This window comes from Ruegeria sp. SAZD013, assembly GCF_059612525.1.
In genome coordinates, this window is the sequence record NZ_JBXWQT010000030.1 from 1 (window position 1) to 20682 (window position 20682).

A 20682-nucleotide genomic window follows, 5' to 3' on the forward strand; every position below is an offset into this window, starting at 1 on the left:
ACAGTACTGACGAAATCGACCGCAGAAATCGCCAAAAAACTCTTGCAATGCAGGAGCCACCCACAGATGCCGTTGGCTATGGCTTGATGACGCTGCAGTGCGGCCCGCCGAAGGAGAATTTCGCTGCGGTTGAGAGTTACCCGGGAAGATGAGGTCATGCTCACGGAATTCATCCTGTCGTCGCCCTAAGGTTCACAGGAGACCCGAGACGATGTATGTTTCTCGTGAAGATGTAACGGTATTTAGGCGTGGATCAGAATGGCGCGACAGTTCCCACTCGAAGGTAACAAGACCTTTCTGGTTTATGCGGGTACTGGCACCGACCTGATATTCAATCACGGAGTTGATTTACCCGGTTTCGCGTCGTTTCCATTGCTGGAAGAACCTGGCACCAGGGCAATACTGGCCGGTCAAATGCAGACACTTGTTGATCTCGCCGGTGAAATGAATGTCGGGTGTATCCTTGATGCGCCCACATGGATGGCGAACGCCGACCGGGCAGCGCCTTTGGGGTACGATGCAGAACGGCTCGTTGAAGTGAACAAAGATGCGGTCAGCCTAATGGAGGACGTCCGCCAGGCTGCCGCTCGCGATGATATACTGGTGTCGGCCTGTATCGGCCCGCGCTATGATCCTTACGCCGACATCCCGCCGGTACCCGTCGAAGATGCGCGTCAATACCATGCTGTTCAATTGCAAAGCCTGAAAGACACTAGCGTCGACCTGGTCACTGCTTACACATTCAACCGTCCAAGCGAGGCAGCCGGATGTATCCTCGCTGCCCGAGACGCTGAACTGCCGATCATCATGTCTCTGGTTGTTGAGACAGACGGATGCCTGGCAGACGGAACCAAACTTGTGGACGGAATTGACCAGATTGACGCGGCAACGGACTCGGCGGCGCTGTTTTTTATGGTCAACTGCGCTCATCCGACCCATTTCGCCGGAGCGCTTGGCAACCACCCCCGACTTAAAGGCATGGTGGCAAACGCTTCGAGTTGCTCGCATGCGGAACTTGACGAAGCAGATGAGCTGGACGAAGGCGATCCAGCTGAACTTGGTAAACAGATTGCCTCGATTGCGAGGCAGAATCCGTCGATCCAAGTATTTGGAGGGTGCTGCGGTACCGACATGCGCCACCTGAAATCGATGGCCAGCGAATTGGCGTAGCCAACTTAGTTCAATCTGAGCGATAGCGCTGATATCTAAGGTGATACCGTGATGTCTTTCCGCCACTTGTTATAACGGCCCAGAGCCGACATCCAACCCGCCATATTGATGCTGCGGTTGCAGCCCGCTTGCGGACTTTCGCTGCGTCTATGCGACGGTACCGAATGCAATCGATCAAATCGTAAGACATTGGTGCAGGAGTAAGACTAACCATAAGCACCCATCTAGGACGCGCAGAAACTCGTGTCGATCTTACCGGAGTTGATCCGTTTGACAGGCCCAACATTCCATTGATTATGTGCGCATGACCAAAGCTCAACGACCGCCAAAGCCAAAACCCATTCCTTACACCCCGGAGCCGAACCGCTATGAGCGAATGGTTTATCGGCGATGTGGGAGGTCGGGTGTGAAGCTTCCTGTTGTCAGCTTGGGCCTGTGGCATAATTTCGGTGCGGACTCGACGCACGAAAACAAGCGAGCAATGTGTCGGACCGCATTCGACCATGGGATCACTCATTTTGATCTGGCGAACAACTACGGTCCACCACCCGGATCGGCAGAAGAGGCATTTGGCGAAATCCTAAGAACTGATTTCACGGGCTACAGGGATGAATTGATCATTTCCTCCAAAGCAGGCTACGACATGTGGCCGGGACCCTACGGAGAATGGGGGTCGCGCAAGTACATGATCGCGTCCTGTGACCAATCACTCGCGCGCATGGGGCTTGATTACGTCGACATCTTTTATTCCCACCGATTTGACCCCGACACCCCGCTCGAAGAGACGATGGGCGCGTTGGATCATATCGTACGGTCGGGTCGCGCGCTCTACGCAGGTATCTCGAGCTACAACTCCCAATGCACACGCGAGGCTGTGAAGATTCTCAACGACCTTGGCACACCTTGCCTGATTCACCAGCCTTCTTACAATCTGCTCAACCGTTGGGTGGAGCGGGACGGTTTGCTCGATACCCTGAACGATCTTGGGGTAGGATCGATTGCGTTCACGCCGCTGGCACAAGGCATTCTAACGTCAAAATACCTGCGCGATATTCCGGATGGCAGCCGTGCTACACAAGGGAAGTCGCTACTTGATGGCATGATCAACGAGCGATCTCTGGCAAGTGTCCGTGCTCTGAACGACATGGCTGAGGCACGCGGGCAAACTCTGGCGCAAATGGCCCTGGCCTGGGTGTTAAGAGGCGGACGCGTAACGACCGCGCTTATTGGTGCGTCCCGGCCGGGTCAGATCGTAGATTGCGCAGGCGTAGTCGATAACCTCGCCTTCAGTGATGAAGAGTTGGCAAGGATCGATGCAATCAGTTCGGAAGAAGATATCAATTTGTGGGCTCGGTCGTCAGAAACAGAATGACCAATCTTAGAAGTGCTAAAACCCAAGACCATTTGGAGCTTGATAATTTTGGCGGCTTCAGCTTCTGCAGCTCGGCTAAATAACGATCAAGACTGACCGGCCCAAAGCGGATGAGGTGGATGGCTACTGCTCCACCGGCATCGAACGTTGTTGATTGTCACTGAGAACTGACCCGGTATGCCCATAAATTGTCACTGAGAATTGACCCATGTGAACACACTTCCCCGACGGTTTTGGTTGGGGGGATTTGGCAACGATCCTGGCAGACACGCCGCGATGCCGAGATAGCCATCTTCGAATACATAAACGGGTTCTACAATCCACGACGCAGGCATTCAGCTCTCGGCTGGAAAAGCCCCTTGGCCTTCGAAAGAAAGGTCGCTTAAGTGAGCAACCGGAGCGGCACTAAAGCGTGACAGGTCCAAGATCCCCGACACTCTGGAAGGCCGTCAATTTGTCGGTGGCTTCCTCGATTGCTTCACCGATTTCATCAAGATCTGCTTGGTCGATGTCGGCGAAAGCTTCCTCGATTAGCGGGCGCAGAGGCGATCGGCGCCACTCCGCGAGGTCACCTTCCGCGTCACGAAGAGCTGGCAACAGGTCCATGGTCAGGCGGCGGCGGAGGTCATGGCCGAAACGTTTCGTCACGCTTTCAACGCCGAAACAAATGAACTCCAGGTCGTTGTCCGATGTCGGTGCACTGACTAATCCCGGTCGCGCGCGACATTCGTAGGTCAGGCGGACCGTGTCGGGGTCATCGTCGAGGCGGAAGTCCGTGAGTAGAGCAAGGATATCGAGGTCAGAGTCAAACTCTTCGATTTCGACAGCAATGACTATCTTGTCGTCTTCTTCCAGGCCCTCAAGCCCGTCCCAGAAATCGGCGAGGCCAAGTTCACGGGCGCTGTCGGGCAGAGAGGGATCAAACAGCAACCGGAGGGCATGCACCAGGTTGCTTTTGCCGACTTTGTTTTCGCCAACCACAACAACGTTTCCATCGAGGGCTACGTCCAGTTTTGAAAAATTCCGAAAGTTCTCGATCACAATCCGTGACAAGTGCATGCAAGGCCACCTCGATCTAAATCATTGTTTCTGCAAAGACGTGCTCGATCCGCGCCGTTTCGTCGTCGGTCAATGCCTTGAACTCATTGGTTCGGGCGCGACGCGACAGGGTGCCGCTGTTCTGTTGAAGGAAGCGAAACAACAGATCGATGGTGCGGTCAGGCATATCAACAATAGCTTCGACCTGGCTGCGGAATGCATCGTAATTTCGAAGGAATGCTGTCTCGTACGGCAGGTCTTCTTCGATTGTCTTTTGGACGCATGAATAGAGGAATTCTGCGTGTGGCGTCGCGTCGAAGAAGCTGTAGAAATCGCCTGTGTCGTTCAAGACCCGAACGTTGAATTTTTCCGTCGGCTCCCATTCGATGAGCGGCAGCAGTCGTGCTGAATAGCTCTCAAGAACCGTTCTATACTCATCTATGCGTTCTAGAATCGCGGCGGACACCGGAAAGACCACCCCTGGTGGGTTGAAGCCGCGTTCCGCTAGAACATGGTGGATCAGGTAGCGGTGCAGCCGGCCGTTACCGTCTTCAAACGGGTGTATGTAGACAAAACCGAATGCGAGGATTGCAGCGGACACGATCGGGTCAGAGTGCCGAGACGCACCGTGATCAAAAGCGATCATCCCGTCAGTCAGGGACGGAAGATCTTCATGCCGGGCACTTATATGATCAGGCAACGGCATCCTTGTTTCGCGGTCATGCTCGCCAACAAAACCGCCCTCGTCGCGGAAACCCAGCTTGATGAACCGGGCATCACCTATGACGATCCGTTGCAGTCGTAGCAGCTCATCGCGGTCGAGCGGCTGGCGACCGGCCTCGCCGATCGCACGGCCCCAACGCTGAATTCGGTCTTGTGGTGGACGCTCGCCTTCGATCGCGTAGCTGGAACGTGAGTCTTTGAGTAGAAGGAAAGCAGCCGTGCGCGCGAGCAAGTCCCGGGGGACATCGGCGATGACCGCGCGGGCTCGACTGGCCAAGTCCATCGCGATGAACTCGTCTAGCTTTTTCGTGCGAAAGACCAGCGGGCAGAAGTCTCTAGTTCCCGGCAGATTATTTTTAACGCGATATCGGGGAGCGTTTTCCCCTTCCGTCGCGAACTGTTGGTCGGGATCAACGACAGGCACGTAGCGACCGCCTTCTGCATCTGGCAGATTCAGTCGGCTTCCCGTTAGCCATTCAAACAGAAACCAGATTCGCCTTGCGTAGCTGCCGGTTGGCTTTTTGCGCACGATGTCAACAATGCCGTCAGGCCCGGTGGCCGCGAACAGCTTCGCGAGGACAGCAAGATCAAGCCCTTCGTATTTGAGAGCGAAGGTGAGGTGGCCATCTAAGTCTGCACTCGGGGCGTGGCGCGGCGTCAGGATGCGCCAAACCTCATCCTCAACGACCCGGTGATGGTTCCCTGTTGCCGAAAGTTTGCGGGGCAGTGGCACAGACAATCTGTAGGCGTCAATCAGTGCGCTGTAGCCTGCCAAGGTGGCGGTCTCAGGAAGGCGACGCTCCTGAAAAACGGTTCTCGGGCCCGAAAAAAGTACCTGTTGGTCCGATGGCATGAATTCCGTTCCCTTGGCGTGAATTTTTACTGCAGAGCATTGCACCCATGAAATCCGTTCCTAGCACATGAAAAATGTTCTTGAATAGGTATTATTCGTGAAAAACGGTTCAAACTTACGCCGCAGTCCGGGCATGTCAGATCACGGATCGATCTGCGGCGATCGACCGACGATGTTAAGAGGTCCTCCAACGAACGGATCTGTTGCAAACTTTTGGCTGTTGACGAAGCCAGATTCTGCGGATGAATGACATTCGATAAAATCAGTCGAAAGTCAGTTCATGATTTCCTTCAAAGGCGCACAATATCCGAAGGATGTGATCCTGTTCGCGGTGTTTTTCTATGTCCGATACGGTGTGTCCTACCGGGATTTAGAAGAAATCATGGCCGAGCGCGGTGTTTCAGTGGACCACACCACGCTAAACCGATGGGTAACACGGTATTCTCCTGCAATCGCTGAGGCAGCGCGTCGCCGCAAAGAGCCATGTGACCGTTCGTGGAGAATGGACGAAACTTACATCCGAGTGAAAGGGAACTGGGTTTATCTCTACCGAGCCGTCGATAAGAGCGGCAAGACGCTTGATTTCGTGCTGTCCCGGCGCCGCAACAAATCTGCTGCCACTAAATTCTTTGCCCGAATGCTGGAAGCCAATGGCTTTCCTCGAAAGATTGTCATCGACAAAAGCGGAGCTAACACCGCAGGCATCAAGGCCATCAACAAAATGCTCAAAGGTTTTGGCTGTCCGATCTCGATCGAGATGGTCAGGCGGAAATACTTGAACAATATCGTCGAGCAGGACCACCGTTTCATCAAGAGACGCACGCGGCCAATGCTGGGGTTCAAGGCTTTCGATTCAGCGGCGGCAACGCTCGACGGAATCGAAGTGTCGCACATGATCCGCAAGGGCCAACTCACGCCTGGACTCTGTCCATTTCAGCAGTTCGCTGAGCTCGCCACCTGACTCACAAGCGATTGCCGAAACAACTTAACAGGCTCAAATCTTTGCAACACAACCCTGGAAAGTTCTACCCGAATGCACAAAAACAAAGCCGCCCAGACGTGCTATCGGTGAACATCAATGGGATTGCCATCTTGAGGTCAAACATGCCTGACCCAATCCTTGAGATTTCAAACTTGGTGGTGCGCTACAAGCGTTCCTCTTTGTTTGCGGAGCCGCCGAAACCGGCCGCCAATGACATTTCCTTTTCCCTGATGCCCAAGGAAACCCTTGGGATTATTGGCGAAAGCGGATCAGGAAAAAGCACGATCCTGCGCGCGCTTCTGCGTCTGATACCAGCGGAAAGCGGTACAATCCGGCTTCACGGCCAGAACTGGCTGGCGCTGCCCGATCGCGAAATGCGCCAAGCACGTGCGCGCATAGGCGTCGTTATGCAAAACCCTTTCCTGTCGCTCAGCCCGCGTCTGACTGTCGCAAAGATATTGGCGGAGCCGCTGACTGCGCAGGGCGGATTTTCCCAAAGCGAAATCGCGGATCGCAGCGAGGCCAACCTGAAAATCTGCGGAATGCGCTCCGATTACATGAAGAGCCTCGCATCTGAGCTTTCGGGCGGCCAAGCACAAAGGATCGCAATTGCCCGCGCGCTGGCGCTCGATCCCAGGCTGCTGGTTCTGGATGAACCGACCTCCGCGCTCGACGTGTCGGTGCAAGCCCAGATCCTCAACCTGCTTCAGGACCTCAAAGAAGTGCGCGACCTGTCGGTTCTGGCGGTGACGCACGACATCGGCGTTGTCTGCCACACCTCTGACAGCATCCTTGTGATGCGTCACGGAGAACAGATTGAGTATGGCGCCACAAAGCAAGTGACGACGCAGGCAACGTCTGAATACACCAGAATGTTGCTTGCCTAGATGCCTTTACAAGCTTTGTTGGTTGCCTTCCCCGCATTTGGTTCTCGACTTTCAACCAACAGATGAGGCAAGCCACCCATCAGATTTCCAACGTCAGAAAAGTCCCGCAGACTGTGAGTTCGTGCACCCTGAAAATTTGCGCCTGCAGCGAACGGCCGGTTCGACGGGCCGCACCGCAGCGGCGACATGTGTCGATGAACGTCCGCTTCGGGCCGGAATTTGTCCGTTTCGTCAATTTGCGGAATTGGCGGCATAAGCAGAGGGTTCGGTACCAACTCTTCGTTCAGTAAGAAACTCTGCAACAGATCCGTGCAGCAAGCATGTCCTTCCATGCGAAGTAAGACGCTTTCGGAGTTCGCTTCATTGAACTGAAATCTACATCAACCAGGCCAAAGCGTTTTTCATACCCCAAGGCCCATTCGTAATTGTCCAATAGGGACCAGACAAAGTACCCCTTAACCGGAACCCCTTCGCCCAACGCGACCTGGACTGCCGACAAGTGTTGATCCAGATAGTCGATACGGTCATCGTCTTGTTGACGCTCGGGGCTGGCCATACCGTTTTCGGTCACGAAGATCGGCAGGTCGCCGGTGTATTCACGTGCTGCTCGGATCAGGAACCTGCTCAGCGCGGTGGGGTCGATTTCCCAACCCATTTGGGTCTTCGGCAGAGGGCCGGGAACCTCAGCGAGACTTGGCCACGCTGTTTCTGCGGGCGCGATAAGTTTACGGGTGTAGTAGTTCAGTCCGCACCAGTCTACGGGTGCTCCGATGCTATCGAAATCATCTTGCCAGCCCGACGGAAGGTGGGGCTCCAGCCCCTCCAGAACATTCTCGGGATAGGCCTTGTTGAACACGCCGCCCAGAAAGAACCGGTTGTATATTCCGTCATACAGAGCGGCGGCCTGTTGTGCCTCGGCGCTGTCATCGGCGGGTTCGGCCCATTCCAGATTGAATACGCCGCCCAGGTTAGACATGCCCAACCCACGCATCGTCTGAATGGCCTGACCATGGGCCAGCAGAACGTGATGCATAGCGCGCGCCGTGGCTCGAATATCGCGCAGCCCGGGAGCGTGGTGCCCTTCGAAATGGCTCAACCAACTGACACACCACGGTTCATTGATGGGGGCGACGCTGTACATGCGGTCGCCAATCCGTCCCATGATGACCTCCGTGAAATCGGAAAACCAACCGGCAATATCCCGGTTGCGCCAACCACCTAAGTCGGCCAGGGGCGACGGCAGTTCCCAGTGATACAGTGTCGCGCACGGACGGATGCTACGCTCCAAAAGCGCGTCTGTCAGGCGATCATAAAAATCCAATCCCGCCTGATTAACAGGTCCGCGCCCCTCGGGCATCACACGCGCCCAGCTGGTTGAGAAGCGATAGCAATCGAATCCCGCGTCGCGCACAAGATCAAGATCCTGTTCAAACCGGTTCAGGTGATCACAGGCCAGATCGCCTTTTTCTCCCCGCACTACATTTCCGGGTGTCGCTGCAAACGTATCCCAATGTGTCGAACCGGCGCCGCCTTGGGCATGACCTTCGATCTGGTAAGCAGAAGTGGCGACTCCGAAATGGAAGTCTTTGGGGAAATCGCTGCGCGTATGTTTCATTGTCAGATCCTGTTGGGTGCTGGGCCGGTTGATTTGCCAACAACCAGTTCCGCCTCAAGCAATCTGGTCTTGACCGGATCGTCAGGCGATTTGATCCTCTCAATCAACATCTCGGCGGCCAGCTCTCCTGCATGCCGCACTGAGGACCGCGTTGCTGTAAAGATGGGCACATCCTGTCCGTTTTTGAGATAAGAGAGGTCATCATCATGCGCGATGACCGAGACATCCCGGCCAATTCGCAGCCCTGCCTCGTCCAGCGCCCGTCTCACACCAATCGCCGAAATCATCGAGGATGCCAGAATGGCGGTTGGTGGATCGTCCAGTTGCAGCATATCGCGGGTTTCATGATGGCCGTAGACCTCGGTCATTTCGGCGCTGCGCATTAATTGTGGGTCCGGGATCAAGTCCGCCTGTTCCAGCGCTTGTAGGTATCCGGCACGACGGCGCTGTGCGAAATCCATATCCTCAAGCCCGTTAATCAGGGCAATCCGGCGGTGACCCAAGTCGATCAGGAACTGTGTTGCGCGCCGAAAGGAGCTTTTGTTGTTCACATCGATCCAGTCATACTCTGCATCTATCCCGGTCGAACGACCGTGTACGATAAATGGTACCGCCATCCGGTTTAGCAGATCGATGCGACGCTCGTTGACCTTGGGGCCTTGCAAAACGACGCCATCCACGGCCCCGCGCTGAAACAAGCTGCGATAGGCCCCTTCGATCGAAGTGTCATCCGCGGTGGTGAACATCATGTCGTAGCCGTTCGCAGAGTATGTCCGCGCAGCGCCGGCGACAAAGTCGCCGAAGATCGGGTTCACCATCTCGTGCTGGGACGAACTAGGGATGACGTGCCCGATCACCATGGACTTGCCAGTCGCCAGACCTTTGGCGCGACTGTTTGGCCGATAGCCATGCTTGTCTGCAGCGGCCTGCACGCGCACACGAGTCGCCTCGTTCACCTCTGGATAGCCGTTCAGCGCGCGACTGACCGTTGTCTGCGAAAGACCGAGAATCTCAGAGAGCTGCTTTAGGTTCATATGTTCAAAGCGCCTTCAAATGGATGCTCACTTGTTTTGTTGTGATTTTTTGCTTCCGTCAACCCGTTTTGGCAAAGAGGTCAATAGCGGCAATAATTGAGGGGTAGAAAACGATATGTTGACAGAATCTGATTGCCAGCAGATAAAGTGCAACATCCAAAGCGCTTTGAAAATCTTGCAATGCGCAGATATTACTGGGAGGAGATTTCATGAAACACGCGCTTTATGCAGGTGTGGCCACATTCGCCCTGATGGCGGGAACAGCTCAGGCTGATAAGGTTACCGTGTTCGGGCCATGGCTGGGCCCGGACCAGGAAAACGTCGAAGCGGTTCTGGATGGCTTTGCAGCCGCGACAGGCCACGACTACGCGTATGTTGGTTCAGATAGTTTCGAGCAGCAGATCAGGATTGATGCAGAGGCAGGCTCGGCGCCGAATATAGCCGTTTTCCCGCAGCCTGGTCTGGCGGCGGATATGGCCAAGTCGGGTTTTCTGACACCGTTGGGCGACGGCACCGCTGATTGGGTTCGTGACAATTACGCAGCTGGACAATCCTGGGTAGATCTGGGCACTTTTCCGGGGCCCGAAGGGCAGGATCATCTTTATGGGCTTTTTTACAAGGTAGATGTGAAATCCCTTGTTTGGTACGTGCCTGAGAATTTCGAGGATGCCGGTTACGAAGTTCCGACCACGATGGAGGAACTGAAGGCTTTGACCGATCAGATCGTCGCAGACGGAGAGACGCCGTGGTGCATCGGTTTGGGTTCAGGTGGTGCGACCGGTTGGCCAGCGACCGATTGGGTCGAAGACATGATGCTGCGCACTCAATCGCCCGAGGACTATGACGCCTGGGTGTCCAATGAAATGAAGTTCAATAACCCGAAAGTGGTCGCTGCCATCGAAGAGTTCGGCGCGTTTGCACGCAATGATGACTATGTTGCGGGCGGGGCAGGTACGGTCGCAACGACCGATTTCCGTGACAGTCCAAAGGGCATGTTCAGTTCGCCACCACAATGTTACATGCACCGTCAGGCGTCGTTCATCCCGGCATTCTTTCCTGAAGGCACGGTTGTCGGTGAAGATGCTGATTTCTTCTACTTCCCCGCATATGAAAGCAAGGATCTGGGTAGCCCGGTTCTTGGCGCCGGCACGCTATGGGCAATCACCAATGACAGCCCGGCTGCACATGATCTGATCGCCTATCTGCAGACCCCCGAAGCACATGAGACATGGATGGCCCTGACCGGCTTCCTGACGCCGCACAAAGGCGTTGATACCTCCGTGTTCTCGGATCCGACGCTCAAGAAGATGAACGACATTCTTCTGGGCGCGACCACCTTCCGGTTTGATGGTTCGGACCTGATGCCGGGCGGCGTAGGGGCCGGCACATTTTGGACCGGTATGGTTGACTATGCTGGTGGAAAGCCCGCTCAGGAAGTTGCTGACGAGATCCAATCTTCCTGGGATTCGCTGGACTAAGCGCGTTAAAACCCGGGCGGTCTGCGCGTCAGGCCACCCCTTTTCCCCTTCGCAACGGAGAGCATGATGCATCCGGCAATTCAGGGCCTGCTGACCATCGCCATAGGCGTATCGGGCTGTGTGGGCTATTTCTTTCTGTCCAACCAGTTTCTGGACAAGGTTCTGTTCCCTGCGCGCGGGCCGAATGCCGGCCGCAACATCAACCGCGCGAATATGATCCGGCCTTGGCTGTTTTTGCTTCCGGCGCTTGTAGCGATTGGCCTATATCTGGCCTATCCGGTAGTTGAGACGTTGCGCCTGTCGCTCACGGATCGCATCGCCGGTGGTGGGTATAAGTGGGTTGGTCTCGATAACTACGTCCAGATGGTGGCAGAACCGAAATTCTGGGAAGCCATGCGCAACAATTTGTTCTGGCTGATCGTGGTCCCTGCAATGTCGACTGCATTTGGTCTGTTGGCAGCTCAGCTAACTGATCGGATACGCTGGGGTAACATCGCAAAGGCACTGATTTTCATGCCGATGGCGATCTCTTTCGTCGGGGCTTCGGTCATCTGGAAACTGATCTACGATGCGCGTCCGGCCGAGCAAGACCAGATCGGGATTCTGAATGCGCTTTATCTGTTCTTTGGTGGGGCCGAGCCGCAAACCTGGCTAACCATTCCGTTCTGGAACAATTTCTTCCTCATGGGGATCCTGATCTGGATTCAGACGGGCTTTGCCATGGTGATACTGTCTGCCGCTTTGCGCGGCATCCCCGAAGAAACCGTCGAGGCGGCGGTTTTGGATGGGGCCAATCCCTTCCAGATATTCTTTAAAATCAAGGTGCCTCAAATCTGGAACACAATTCTGGTTGTTTGGACAACCATCACCATTCTGGTCCTGAAGGTCTTCGACATCGTTTTCGCGATGACCAATGGCCAGTGGGAGACACAGGTTCTGGCCAACTACATGTACGACAAGATGTTCCGCGCCAATGATTGGGGCGTGGGTTCGGCATCGGCCATGGTGATCATGTTGCTGGTGACGCCGATCTTGGTCTGGAACATCCGCAACGCACGACGGGAAATGGAGTAGGGGATGAGCGATATTGCAGGAACCAAACCCGCCCTTAGATGGATCGTCCAGGCCTCGGTCCTCTTTCTCGTGGTGCTTTGGGTAGTACCGACACTTGGATTGTTGATCTCATCCTTTCGCACGGCTGACCAGATCGCGACCAGTGGCTGGTGGAAATCCCTGTTCCCGTCCGAACAAAACCTGACGCTACGCACGGCCGTGCCCAATACGCAAATTCTGAAAAACGAGACGTATGTGATTGAAGGGAACCTGTTCGACGAAGGGCAGAAAGCTACGATCTCAAAGTGGGGTGTCAGCTCCCGCGCGGTGGATGCGTATGAACCCGGTCAGACAGCGGAATTGCGTCGTGGCGGGACTATCACGGTCGATGCAAACGGGAACTACAAAGCGGAAAATGAAGAGGAGTTTACTGGCAGCCGCGGCCCGCGTGTTTTCGTAAGTGCAGAACTTCCACCCGAGTTCACGTTGGACAATTACCACAAAGTTCTCTTGGCCGAGAACAGCACCGACAGTATGGGTCGGGCGTTCTTTAATACTCTCACAGTGACCATTCCTGCCACGATCATCCCTATCCTGGTTGCGGCGTTCGCCGCTTATGCGTTGGCGTGGATGGAGTTCCCGGGCCGCGCGTTGCTGATCGCAGCTATTGTCGGGCTTTTGGTTGTTCCGCTTCAGCTCGCACTGATCCCTTTGCTGAAATTCCATCTTAATATTGGGATCGGCAAAGGGTATCTGGGTGTCTGGATGGCCCACACTGGCTTTGGAATGCCGCTGGCGATTTACCTTCTTCGCAGCTACATGGCCGGACTGCCACGTGATTTGATCGAGAACGCGCGGGTCGATGGGGCGTCTGAGTTCCAGATCTTTACGAAACTGATCCTTCCACTCAGCTTCCCGGCGCTGGCGTCTTTCGCGATCCTGCAGTTCCTGTGGACCTGGAACGACCTTCTGGTGGCCAAAGTCTTCCTGATTGATGCATCAGGTCAAACCACCGTCATGACCAATCGAATTGTCGAACTGCTGGGTACAAGAGGGGGCAACTGGGAAATCCTCGCCACCGCTGCGTTTGTTTCGATCATTGTTCCACTGATTGTTTTCTTCGCAATGCAAAAATACCTGGTCCGTGGCCTGCTGGCCGGATCCGTCAAATAGAGGCGTCTGATGAACGTGCAGAACACTGTAGAACTCTCCAAATCAACCAAAGCAAAGTCAGAGTGGTGGCGCGGTGGCGTGATCTATCAGATCTATCCGCGCAGCTTTCAGGACAGCAATGGTGATGGGATCGGTGACTTGAAAGGGATCACCCAACGTCTGGATTACATTGCGGATCTGGGGGTCGATGCGATCTGGATCTCACCCTTCTTCAAATCTCCGATGAAGGATTTCGGCTACGACGTCAGCGATTATCGCGATGTGGATCCTATGTTCGGCTCGTTGGAAGATTTCCGCGAGTTACTCGATCAGGCCCATGACAAGGGTCAGAAAGTGATGATCGATTTGGTGCTGTCACACACTTCTGATCAGCACCCTTGGTTCGGTGAGAGCCGCGCCAATCGGGACAACCCGAAATCCGACTGGTATGTTTGGGCCGACCCTAAACCGGACGGCACACCGCCCAATAACTGGTTGTCTATCTTTGGCGGTTCAGCGTGGCAGTGGGAGCCTCGTCGCCTGCAATATTTTCTGCATAACTTTCTGAGTTCGCAGCCGGACCTGAACTTTCACTGTAACGAAGTGCAAGACGCACTGCTGGACGTGGCTCGGTTCTGGCTGGACATGGGCGTGGATGGTTTTCGCCTGGACACGATCAACTTCTATTTCCACGACAAACATTTGCGGGACAATCCGGCCCTTCCGGTCGAAGAACGTAATGCATCAATTGCGCCTGCGGTGAACCCCTATAACCACCAGGATCACCTTTATTCCAAAAGTCAGCCCGAGAATATCGCCTTCCTCGAAAGGTTGCGCGCGCTGACCGACGAATATGAAGGCCGTGCCTGTTTGGGTGAAGTCGGTGATGCACAGCGCGGGCTGGAAATCATTGGTCAGTACACCTCGGGCGATCAACGAATGCATATGTGCTATGCCTTCGAGTTTCTGGAAAAGCGTGCGTTGACCGCGCCTTATGCAAAGCAGGTCTTTGATCAGCTCGAGGAAAAGGCAGGCGACGCATGGCCATGCTGGGCGTTCTCGAACCATGATGTTGAACGTCATGCCTCGCGCTGGGACCTAAACGATGCGGCCATTCGCCAGCACGCGGTTCTGATGATGTGTCTGCGCGGCTCTGCCTGTTTGTATCAGGGAGAGGAACTGGGCCTGCACGAGGCAGATGTTCCGTTAGAGAAACTGCAAGACCCCTACGGCATCGAGTTCTGGCCCGAGTTCAAGGGTCGCGACGGATGTCGCACGCCAATGGTTTGGGCGTCGCAGGACGAACATTCAGGCTTTAGCACCGGTGAGCCGTGGTTGCCTGTTAGTATGGCCCAAACGGAAAGAGCCGTTGACCGGCTCGAGGCGAACGACCAATCGATGCTGCACCATTATCGCCGCGCAATCGCCTTGCGCCGCGTCCACCCAGCACTAACTTCGGGTGCGCAGTCCAACATGAAACAGGTTGGACCTGTGCTGACTTTCCAGCGTGAGGATGCGTCTGAAGCGGTGTTTTGTGCTTTCAACCTTGGAACGGAAGCTCAGCGGGTCGACTTGCCCTTGGGTGATTGGCGGGTCATCGGGCGGGAACTCGGCGGTAGCGACGGTGCAGGAAGCGTTACGCTGCACCCCGCACAGTTTTGTCTGATGGCTAAGGTCAAGGGGTAAACCATGTCAGAACTCAAACTTACGGATGTCGCGAAATCCTATGGTCCGGTCGATGTTCTGAAACATATCGATCTGGATATCGCAAAGGGCGAGTTGATCGTCTTTGTCGGTCCATCGGGTTGCGGAAAATCAACCTTGTTGCGAATGATTGCCGGGCTGGAAAAGATCACCGGCGGCACCTTGGAGATAGAAGGGCAGGTCATGAATGATGTGCCGCCCGCCCAAAGGGGCATTGCCATGGTGTTTCAGTCCTATGCGCTCTACCCACATTTGACCGTGCGCGAGAACATGGCGTTTGCACTGAAGATCGCCAAGATGCCTGCTGCCGAGATCGATGCCGCCGTTGAACGCGCGGCCCAGACCCTTCAACTGGATCCGCTCTTGGATCGTCTGCCCAAGGCTCTGTCCGGAGGGCAACGCCAGCGCGTCGCTATCGGGCGCGCCATCGTGCGAGACCCCAAGGTCTATTTGTTCGACGAACCGCTTTCGAACCTCGATGCTGCGCTGCGCGTTGCAACCCGGATCGAGATTGCGCGCCTGAAAGAGGCGATGCCCGAAAGCACAATGATCTACGTGACCCACGATCAGGTTGAGGCGATGACGCTGGCCAGCCGGATCGTCGTTCTCGCCAACAAAGGCATCGCGCAGGTTGGTACGCCACTGGAACTGTACGAAACGCCGGATAACGAGTTTGTGGCGCAGTTCATCGGATCGCCCTCTATGAATCTGCTGTCTGGCAAAATTTCCAAAACCGGGGATTTGACAGAGGTCACACTTGATGCGGGCGGAAAAGCCGTTTCATCCATTTCGACCACGCCCGAACAAATGGGTTTGCAGGTCAATATCGGGGTACGACCTGAGGATTTCGTTGCCGACGCCGCCGCTGGGTTTCTGGACGGCACTGTCGATTTTGTCGAAGCCCTGGGTGAAGTGACCTTGCTGTATTTCGCCAGCAGGCCGGGGGCTGAGAATATCGTCGCCAAGTTTCCTGGCGTTGAACGAAACCGACGTGGGAAAGCTGTCAAATTGAATGCGGACCCGAGCAAAGTGCACCTGTTTCTCAATGGTTTGTCGATGCGGAAATGATGAGGGCTATGTCGCAAACTTTTGGCTAGGAGGTCTTGGTGTTAATGGCGTTTCGGAGTTTGATCGAGGCAGACAGTAACAATTTCATTCAAAGGCGCTCATTTCCCAAGGGACGTGATACTACACGCAGTGTTCTTTTATCTTCGTTACTAAGTGTCCTAGGATCTTTTGCAAAGTTTCTTACTGAACGAAGAGTTGGTACCGAACCCTCTGCTTGTGCCGCCAATGCCGCAATTTGGCGAAACGGACAGATTCCGGGCGTAAGCTGACCTTTGCGGATCATGTGCGTCACTTCGCTGCTCACTTTGCCCGCAAGGCAGACGTCGGACAACTCGTCGATCTCGCAGGTTAAGCGAATGGCCGGTTCGTTGAAGCTGCACCGCAGCGTGGCCAGAGGCGATGAATGACCAGTTTGGGCCGACTTCCCACCGTGGGAGGCGAATGCAAAATGAAACGTCGCTGATGGCTGAGAACCATTCTAACTGCAAAGCTTCGGCGAACCTGCGCTCGTGATTTTCCGGCCGTAGAACATGAGGCGGACTCCAGCCCAGTATGCCGCGGCCTCACACATGGGACATGGCCGGGAAGATGAGTACAGAACCGCTCCGCTCAAATCCCGGTCACTGAGACGACGCGCCGCGTCCCTGATCGCGGTTATTTCAGCGTGGGCCGTGGGGTCTTGATCCAAGATGACTCTGCTCCATGATTGGCCAATAATAACGTTGTCGCGCACCACAACTGCGCCATACCCCTGATCTCCATGATCAATCGCATACTGACGCATTTCGAAAGCGCGCTCCATGAATGTGGCATCCTTGGGATCACTTGGTTGAGGTATTGCGTCGTCCGCCCTTGTAGAAGTTTGGCCTACAGCGGAGCCACTCAATCCAATTGTCAGTGCGCTAAAGCCTGATGCGCCAAGAAAACCACGCCTCGCGAATACGAGGTCGCTGTGGCAGTCCTGTTCACATTTTCTGATCTTGTCCATTGTGCCGTTACCCGTGAGATGTGTTCAACTCTGTCACCGCTCCGCTACGAGAGGAACTTGATTTGAGGCTGATCTCATCCAAGCTGCCATCGGCACCTGTGAGGTGGAACGCTCCGCTTCAGCCTGCTGGACTGGCCTCAGTCCTCTTTTCTTAGCCGCTCTGCCATCTTAGCAAATCCGCGCAGTTCGGCGTGTTCGAGTGGTGTAGTTCCGTTTCGATCGGCAAGCGATCGGTCAGCGCCCGCTGCCAACAAAGCATCCAGAACCGCAAGATGGTCTGGGCCGCCGTCGCCAAGCACAACGGCTTCGACAACTGCGGTCCAATGCAGATTGTTCACATGGTCCAGGGGCGCGCCAGCGGCGATCAGCCGTCTGACAATCTCGACATGACCGAGATGCGCGGCTGCAATCAGTGCCGTTCCTTCATAAGGGCTGGTCGTTAGTCCGGGATCGTTTCCCAACTCGATTGCGAGCGTCATCAGTTCTGGATCATTTGCAACGGCCGCAATTGTGATCACGTCGTAGGCCTGACCTTCCAGCGCGTTCATGTCAGCTCCGGCCTCAGCCATCGCACGCAACGCCTCATCCTCAGAAGCAAAGGCGGCAACATGGGCTGGTGTGCGACCCCGCGAGTCCCGTGCGTTGACGTTTGCCCCTGCCGCAACGAGTTGCCGGATCATTTCTTCGTTGCCGGTGTGAGCGGCTGCGAAGAGACCGTCGTATTGCGCGACCTCATCAGCCGAAGGCGGTGTCTGCGCCATGCCTGCGCTGGCGGCAAGACCTATCACGAAAGCAAATAGTAGAAAACGAAACATGGCCGATCCTATTACCTACATATTGGTCAGCTATAGTAGTAGCGGATGCATTCAATGTCATTTTCCATTCAGGATCAGAATCCATTCACGGGAATTGATTTCGCAATGTCATTGGACAGACGGGCTGAGTTTGCCGACAATCGCGTCATGGAACTGACGGCAACCACACCTGTCCACCTGATCCATGTGGACCCCGACATTAACATGGCGCGGTTCTATGGAATAGAATTGCAGCCGACGCTGTTTGGGGAAGTGTCCGTCCTTCGTACTTGGGGACGTATTGGGACAAACGGGCAAGCCATGATGGTGACATATGATGACGAAGCCCAGGCCGGTGAAGCGCTCCAGAAACTCAAAAAGCAAAAGCGACGTCGAGGATATGTTCCGCTCGCCCCGGCTCACATCCACTTTCCAGCCACCGGCCCGCGCCGGCTGAACCGGATCCAGAACTTCCACAACGCCCATCTGCGATCTCCCGCGACGGGCGCCGGGAGCCACTCTCCCAGCCCTCAACCCGTCACCGGAAAACCGGCACGCCTCTCACTCTGGTGATCTTTCGCATGCCGTCGTCCGCAAGAATGGCCCCTGATCAAGGCAACGTACGGTCGGCTGATCGCTTCTTAACACATTGGCGATACATACCTTCGCGCGGGTCAGCGGGAGGTTCCATGAAACACAGTCTTAGCGAATTTCTCCGCCACGGTGGCAGTGGTCAGTACGTTTTCGCGCGGCAGAACGGAGGCGTGTACGGCTACCGTGCAGGCATTTCGATCAAATCGCTTTTCCCCGGCTATGCGGACCTGCGGACTGATTTCATCGACCAATTGGAACGCGTGATAGCCGACAACACCCGCATGCTGCTGAACGCTCTGACACCCCCGGACACCGTGCCATTGGCGACCGACGCCAACCTTCGCGATGTTACAGATGCGAAGGAAGAGGCGCTGCGCCTGTGGGATGCGCGCTTGACGGCCATCTTCGAGGAATACGAAACCCACCCGCAACGCTTGCGTCCGTTGCGGGCGGCGATGGAAGAACGCCTGCTTCGGGCCTTCGCGGGCCTGATCAATCAGCTTCGGCAGCAGGATTTGGGGATCGAGCATTACATCTGGCGGTCTCAGGGCGACGCGAAAGTCCGTGACAGCCATGCCGAATACGACGATCAGGTGTTTCGCTGGGACGCCCCGCCCGCTGGCGGCCATCCGGGGCAGGCGCACAACTGCCGCTGCCATGCAGAGCCGATCACGCCAGGGTCGCGGACTGATGCAATTCTTGCAGAACTTGCCCTTCCGGTCGAGGCACCCGTGGACGCCATCTTGCGTCGCCTCGGTCTCCGCGCCATCGCGATCACACCACTTGGAACTGCCGCTCTGGCTGCTTTGGCCGCCAGCGGCGCCCTGCAGGAATTCACGCGTCTGGCCACCGGACGTCGGCTCCAACGTGCGGCGGAGATCCTTGGCGTCAATCCCGGAACGGCCGAAGGGCTCCTTGCGGCTATGGCCCACGAACTGGTGCAGGAAGCGGTCATCTCTGGTCTCGGGTCCAGTTTGCCGAAGTCGGTTGAGGCCGCGCAGATCGCAGGCCAGGCGGCCGCGCTTTACGAGATGTTGAACCCTGGCACCATCGTGCGTGTCGTCGAAGGGAATCCTGCCGCACAACTTGCCCTCGGAGACTTCGTGCAGCAAGGCTATAACGCATTCGCGGAAGGCCGGTTGCGGCTGCAGGACGGCACGATTGCCCAAGGTTGGGTCGAGGTTTTCCCGGAACTCACTGAGGGCGAGCGCCGGTTGGGTGAACTTCCTGGCTTCACGCCGGAACGCATCGACCAGTGGCTGGAAACCTATCCGGTCGAGACCCTTGGTCTGCCGAACCACACGGGCTCGCCCGCCGTCGAAGACCCGACCGGCAACATCGTTTCCACGCCGATTCCGGATGCGGCGGGTCCGAGCATTGTCGAGGCAAGTCGGAATGAGGCCTTCACCACCCCCGACGGGAATACGATTGGCGACCATGGCAGCAAGGGCGACGGGCTGGAGTACATCACAGGAAAAGGGCACACTGCCGAACAGATCGATGACATCATTGCCAATCCCCGCCCCGATCTCAGCGGCATCGTCGCCGGACGTGGTGACTATAGGGGTCATGACATGACCTTGCTGACTGGACAGGACGGGCACTGGGTACTCTTGGGTCCGGAAGGGCACGTCGTCGCCGTAAGCAATAGGAACCGTCCTCTTCGGGACAGAGAAAATGAACCTGACCCGATCATCAGGCCGTTGGAGTGAAAGTGAATATGCAAAATGAGTTTGACGAAATGCTGGACAAGCTCGAAACGGGGGCCTTCGTGTACGTCGAGCCTTCTAGCAAGATGCTTGAATTCAACGAATACATAGCATCTCGGGGCTATAGCGTAGCCAGACTGGAGGTTGTGCGGCTCGAGGGCCAAGGGCCAGGGCGTGCTTTCGAGTACGACTTCCTGGCGAACGAGACCCCAGGCTACGAAAGGCAATGGCAGATCTTTATCGATCCGAAGCGATCTGCCGCAAATATCCGCGACATCGTGCAGCGCGCGTTGAGCGAGGGCGGCGAGTACCGATATCTGGTATGGGCCGAGGTGCCACCGTCCGGAGAATGACCGGTATGGGAAAGAGTAAAGGAAAAGGTGGATGAGGGGGACCGCGTTGCACGAATAGCGCTTGGGCCGCATTTGCCCCTTTCCCCGGTTCGTTATGCGACACGTTCATAGGTCG

The 20682-nt window shown here is 55.8% G+C and carries 18 protein-coding genes and 1 pseudogene; 13 read left to right on the forward strand and 6 right to left on the reverse strand.

Annotated features, from left to right (window positions below):
- Nucleotides 1-258: 258 nt before the first annotated feature.
- From AC2FLU_RS16295 to AC2FLU_RS16305, 3 genes and pseudogenes are all read left to right on the forward strand, one after another.
- Nucleotides 259-1170 carry a homocysteine S-methyltransferase family protein gene (locus AC2FLU_RS16295; RefSeq protein ID WP_496809002.1) on the forward strand — a complete coding sequence of 304 codons (912 nt, stop codon included), beginning with the start codon at nt 259-261 and terminating at the stop codon, nt 1168-1170.
- Nucleotides 1171-1510: 340 nt separating this feature from the next.
- Nucleotides 1511-2542, forward strand: coding sequence for an L-glyceraldehyde 3-phosphate reductase (gene mgrA, locus AC2FLU_RS16300; RefSeq protein WP_480608384.1), 1032 nt, complete (start codon nt 1511-1513; stop codon nt 2540-2542).
- A 245-nt stretch (nt 2543-2787) separates the two neighbouring features.
- Nucleotides 2788-2928, forward strand: a pseudogene (locus AC2FLU_RS16305) (IS3 family transposase); the annotation flags it as partial.
- A 19-nt stretch (nt 2929-2947) separates the two neighbouring features.
- Here the strand turns inward: AC2FLU_RS16305 and AC2FLU_RS16310 are convergent.
- Complete coding sequence (locus tag AC2FLU_RS16310; protein ID WP_496812051.1) at nt 2948-3595, reverse strand: AAA family ATPase; 648 nt, start codon at nt 3593-3595, stop codon at nt 2948-2950.
- 22 nt (nt 3596-3617) lie between these two features.
- The gene (locus AC2FLU_RS16315; protein ID WP_480606410.1) at nt 3618-5156 is read right to left on the reverse strand and encodes a Fic family protein; all 1539 of its coding nucleotides are present in this window, start codon (nt 5154-5156) and stop codon (nt 3618-3620) included.
- Nucleotides 5157-5436: 280 nt separating this feature from the next.
- Here AC2FLU_RS16315 and AC2FLU_RS16320 point away from each other — a divergent pair, with 280 nt between their 5' ends.
- Nucleotides 5437-6117, forward strand: coding sequence for an IS6 family transposase (locus AC2FLU_RS16320; protein WP_496809000.1), 681 nt, complete (start codon nt 5437-5439; stop codon nt 6115-6117).
- 143 nt (nt 6118-6260) lie between these two features.
- The gene (locus AC2FLU_RS16325; RefSeq protein ID WP_496808999.1) at nt 6261-7025 is read left to right on the forward strand and encodes an ABC transporter ATP-binding protein; all 765 of its coding nucleotides are present in this window, start codon (nt 6261-6263) and stop codon (nt 7023-7025) included.
- 283 nt (nt 7026-7308) lie between these two features.
- Here AC2FLU_RS16325 and AC2FLU_RS16330 read toward each other — a convergent pair whose 3' ends face one another.
- Nucleotides 7309-8640 carry a GH1 family beta-glucosidase gene (locus AC2FLU_RS16330; RefSeq protein ID WP_480607651.1) on the reverse strand — a complete coding sequence of 444 codons (1332 nt, stop codon included), beginning with the start codon at nt 8638-8640 and terminating at the stop codon, nt 7309-7311.
- Between the two features lie 2 nt (nt 8641-8642).
- Complete coding sequence (locus AC2FLU_RS16335; protein WP_480495814.1) at nt 8643-9674, reverse strand: LacI family DNA-binding transcriptional regulator; 1032 nt, start codon at nt 9672-9674, stop codon at nt 8643-8645.
- 209 nt (nt 9675-9883) lie between these two features.
- Here AC2FLU_RS16335 and AC2FLU_RS16340 point away from each other — a divergent pair, with 209 nt between their 5' ends.
- The 5 genes from AC2FLU_RS16340 to AC2FLU_RS16360 all read left to right on the forward strand — a co-directional run bounded on the left by AC2FLU_RS16340 (nt 9884) and on the right by AC2FLU_RS16360 (nt 16129).
- Nucleotides 9884-11152: an ABC transporter substrate-binding protein gene (locus tag AC2FLU_RS16340; protein ID WP_480519249.1), complete on the forward strand. Its 1269-nt coding sequence runs from the start codon at nt 9884-9886 to the stop codon at nt 11150-11152.
- Nucleotides 11153-11218: 66 nt separating this feature from the next.
- Nucleotides 11219-12226, forward strand: a complete 1008-nt coding sequence (locus tag AC2FLU_RS16345; protein WP_480495818.1) for a carbohydrate ABC transporter permease — start codon at nt 11219-11221, stop codon at nt 12224-12226.
- Nucleotides 12227-12229: 3 nt separating this feature from the next.
- Entirely contained in the window at nt 12230-13378 is a 1149-nt protein-coding gene (locus AC2FLU_RS16350) for a carbohydrate ABC transporter permease (RefSeq protein WP_496808998.1), read from the forward strand.
- A gap of 9 nt (nt 13379-13387) precedes the next feature.
- Nucleotides 13388-15043 (forward strand): alpha-amylase family glycosyl hydrolase, encoded by a 1656-nt coding sequence (locus AC2FLU_RS16355; RefSeq protein ID WP_496808997.1) that lies wholly within the window; start codon nt 13388-13390, stop codon nt 15041-15043.
- Between the two features lie 3 nt (nt 15044-15046).
- Entirely contained in the window at nt 15047-16129 is a 1083-nt protein-coding gene (locus AC2FLU_RS16360) for an ABC transporter ATP-binding protein (protein ID WP_480607638.1), read from the forward strand.
- 478 nt (nt 16130-16607) lie between these two features.
- Here the strand turns inward: AC2FLU_RS16360 and AC2FLU_RS16365 are convergent, their stop codons facing one another.
- Nucleotides 16608-17117, reverse strand: a complete 510-nt coding sequence (locus AC2FLU_RS16365) for a nucleoside deaminase (RefSeq protein ID WP_496808996.1) — start codon at nt 17115-17117, stop codon at nt 16608-16610.
- A gap of 137 nt (nt 17118-17254) precedes the next feature.
- Nucleotides 17255-17932 carry an ankyrin repeat domain-containing protein gene (locus AC2FLU_RS16370; protein WP_496716098.1) on the reverse strand — a complete coding sequence of 226 codons (678 nt, stop codon included), beginning with the start codon at nt 17930-17932 and terminating at the stop codon, nt 17255-17257.
- A 54-nt stretch (nt 17933-17986) separates the two neighbouring features.
- Here AC2FLU_RS16370 and AC2FLU_RS16375 point away from each other — a divergent pair, with 54 nt between their 5' ends.
- The 3 genes from AC2FLU_RS16375 to AC2FLU_RS16385 all read left to right on the forward strand — a co-directional run bounded on the left by AC2FLU_RS16375 (nt 17987) and on the right by AC2FLU_RS16385 (nt 20567).
- The gene (locus tag AC2FLU_RS16375) at nt 17987-18484 is read left to right on the forward strand and encodes a WGR domain-containing protein (protein WP_496808995.1); all 498 of its coding nucleotides are present in this window, start codon (nt 17987-17989) and stop codon (nt 18482-18484) included.
- Between the two features lie 116 nt (nt 18485-18600).
- Entirely contained in the window at nt 18601-20217 is a 1617-nt protein-coding gene (locus AC2FLU_RS16380) for a phage minor head protein (RefSeq protein ID WP_496716095.1), read from the forward strand.
- Complete coding sequence (locus AC2FLU_RS16385) at nt 20214-20567, forward strand: hypothetical protein (protein WP_480478399.1); 354 nt, start codon at nt 20214-20216, stop codon at nt 20565-20567. The genes AC2FLU_RS16380 and AC2FLU_RS16385 overlap by 4 nt, the downstream gene beginning before the upstream one ends.
- The last annotated feature ends 115 nt before the right edge of the window (nt 20568-20682 follow it).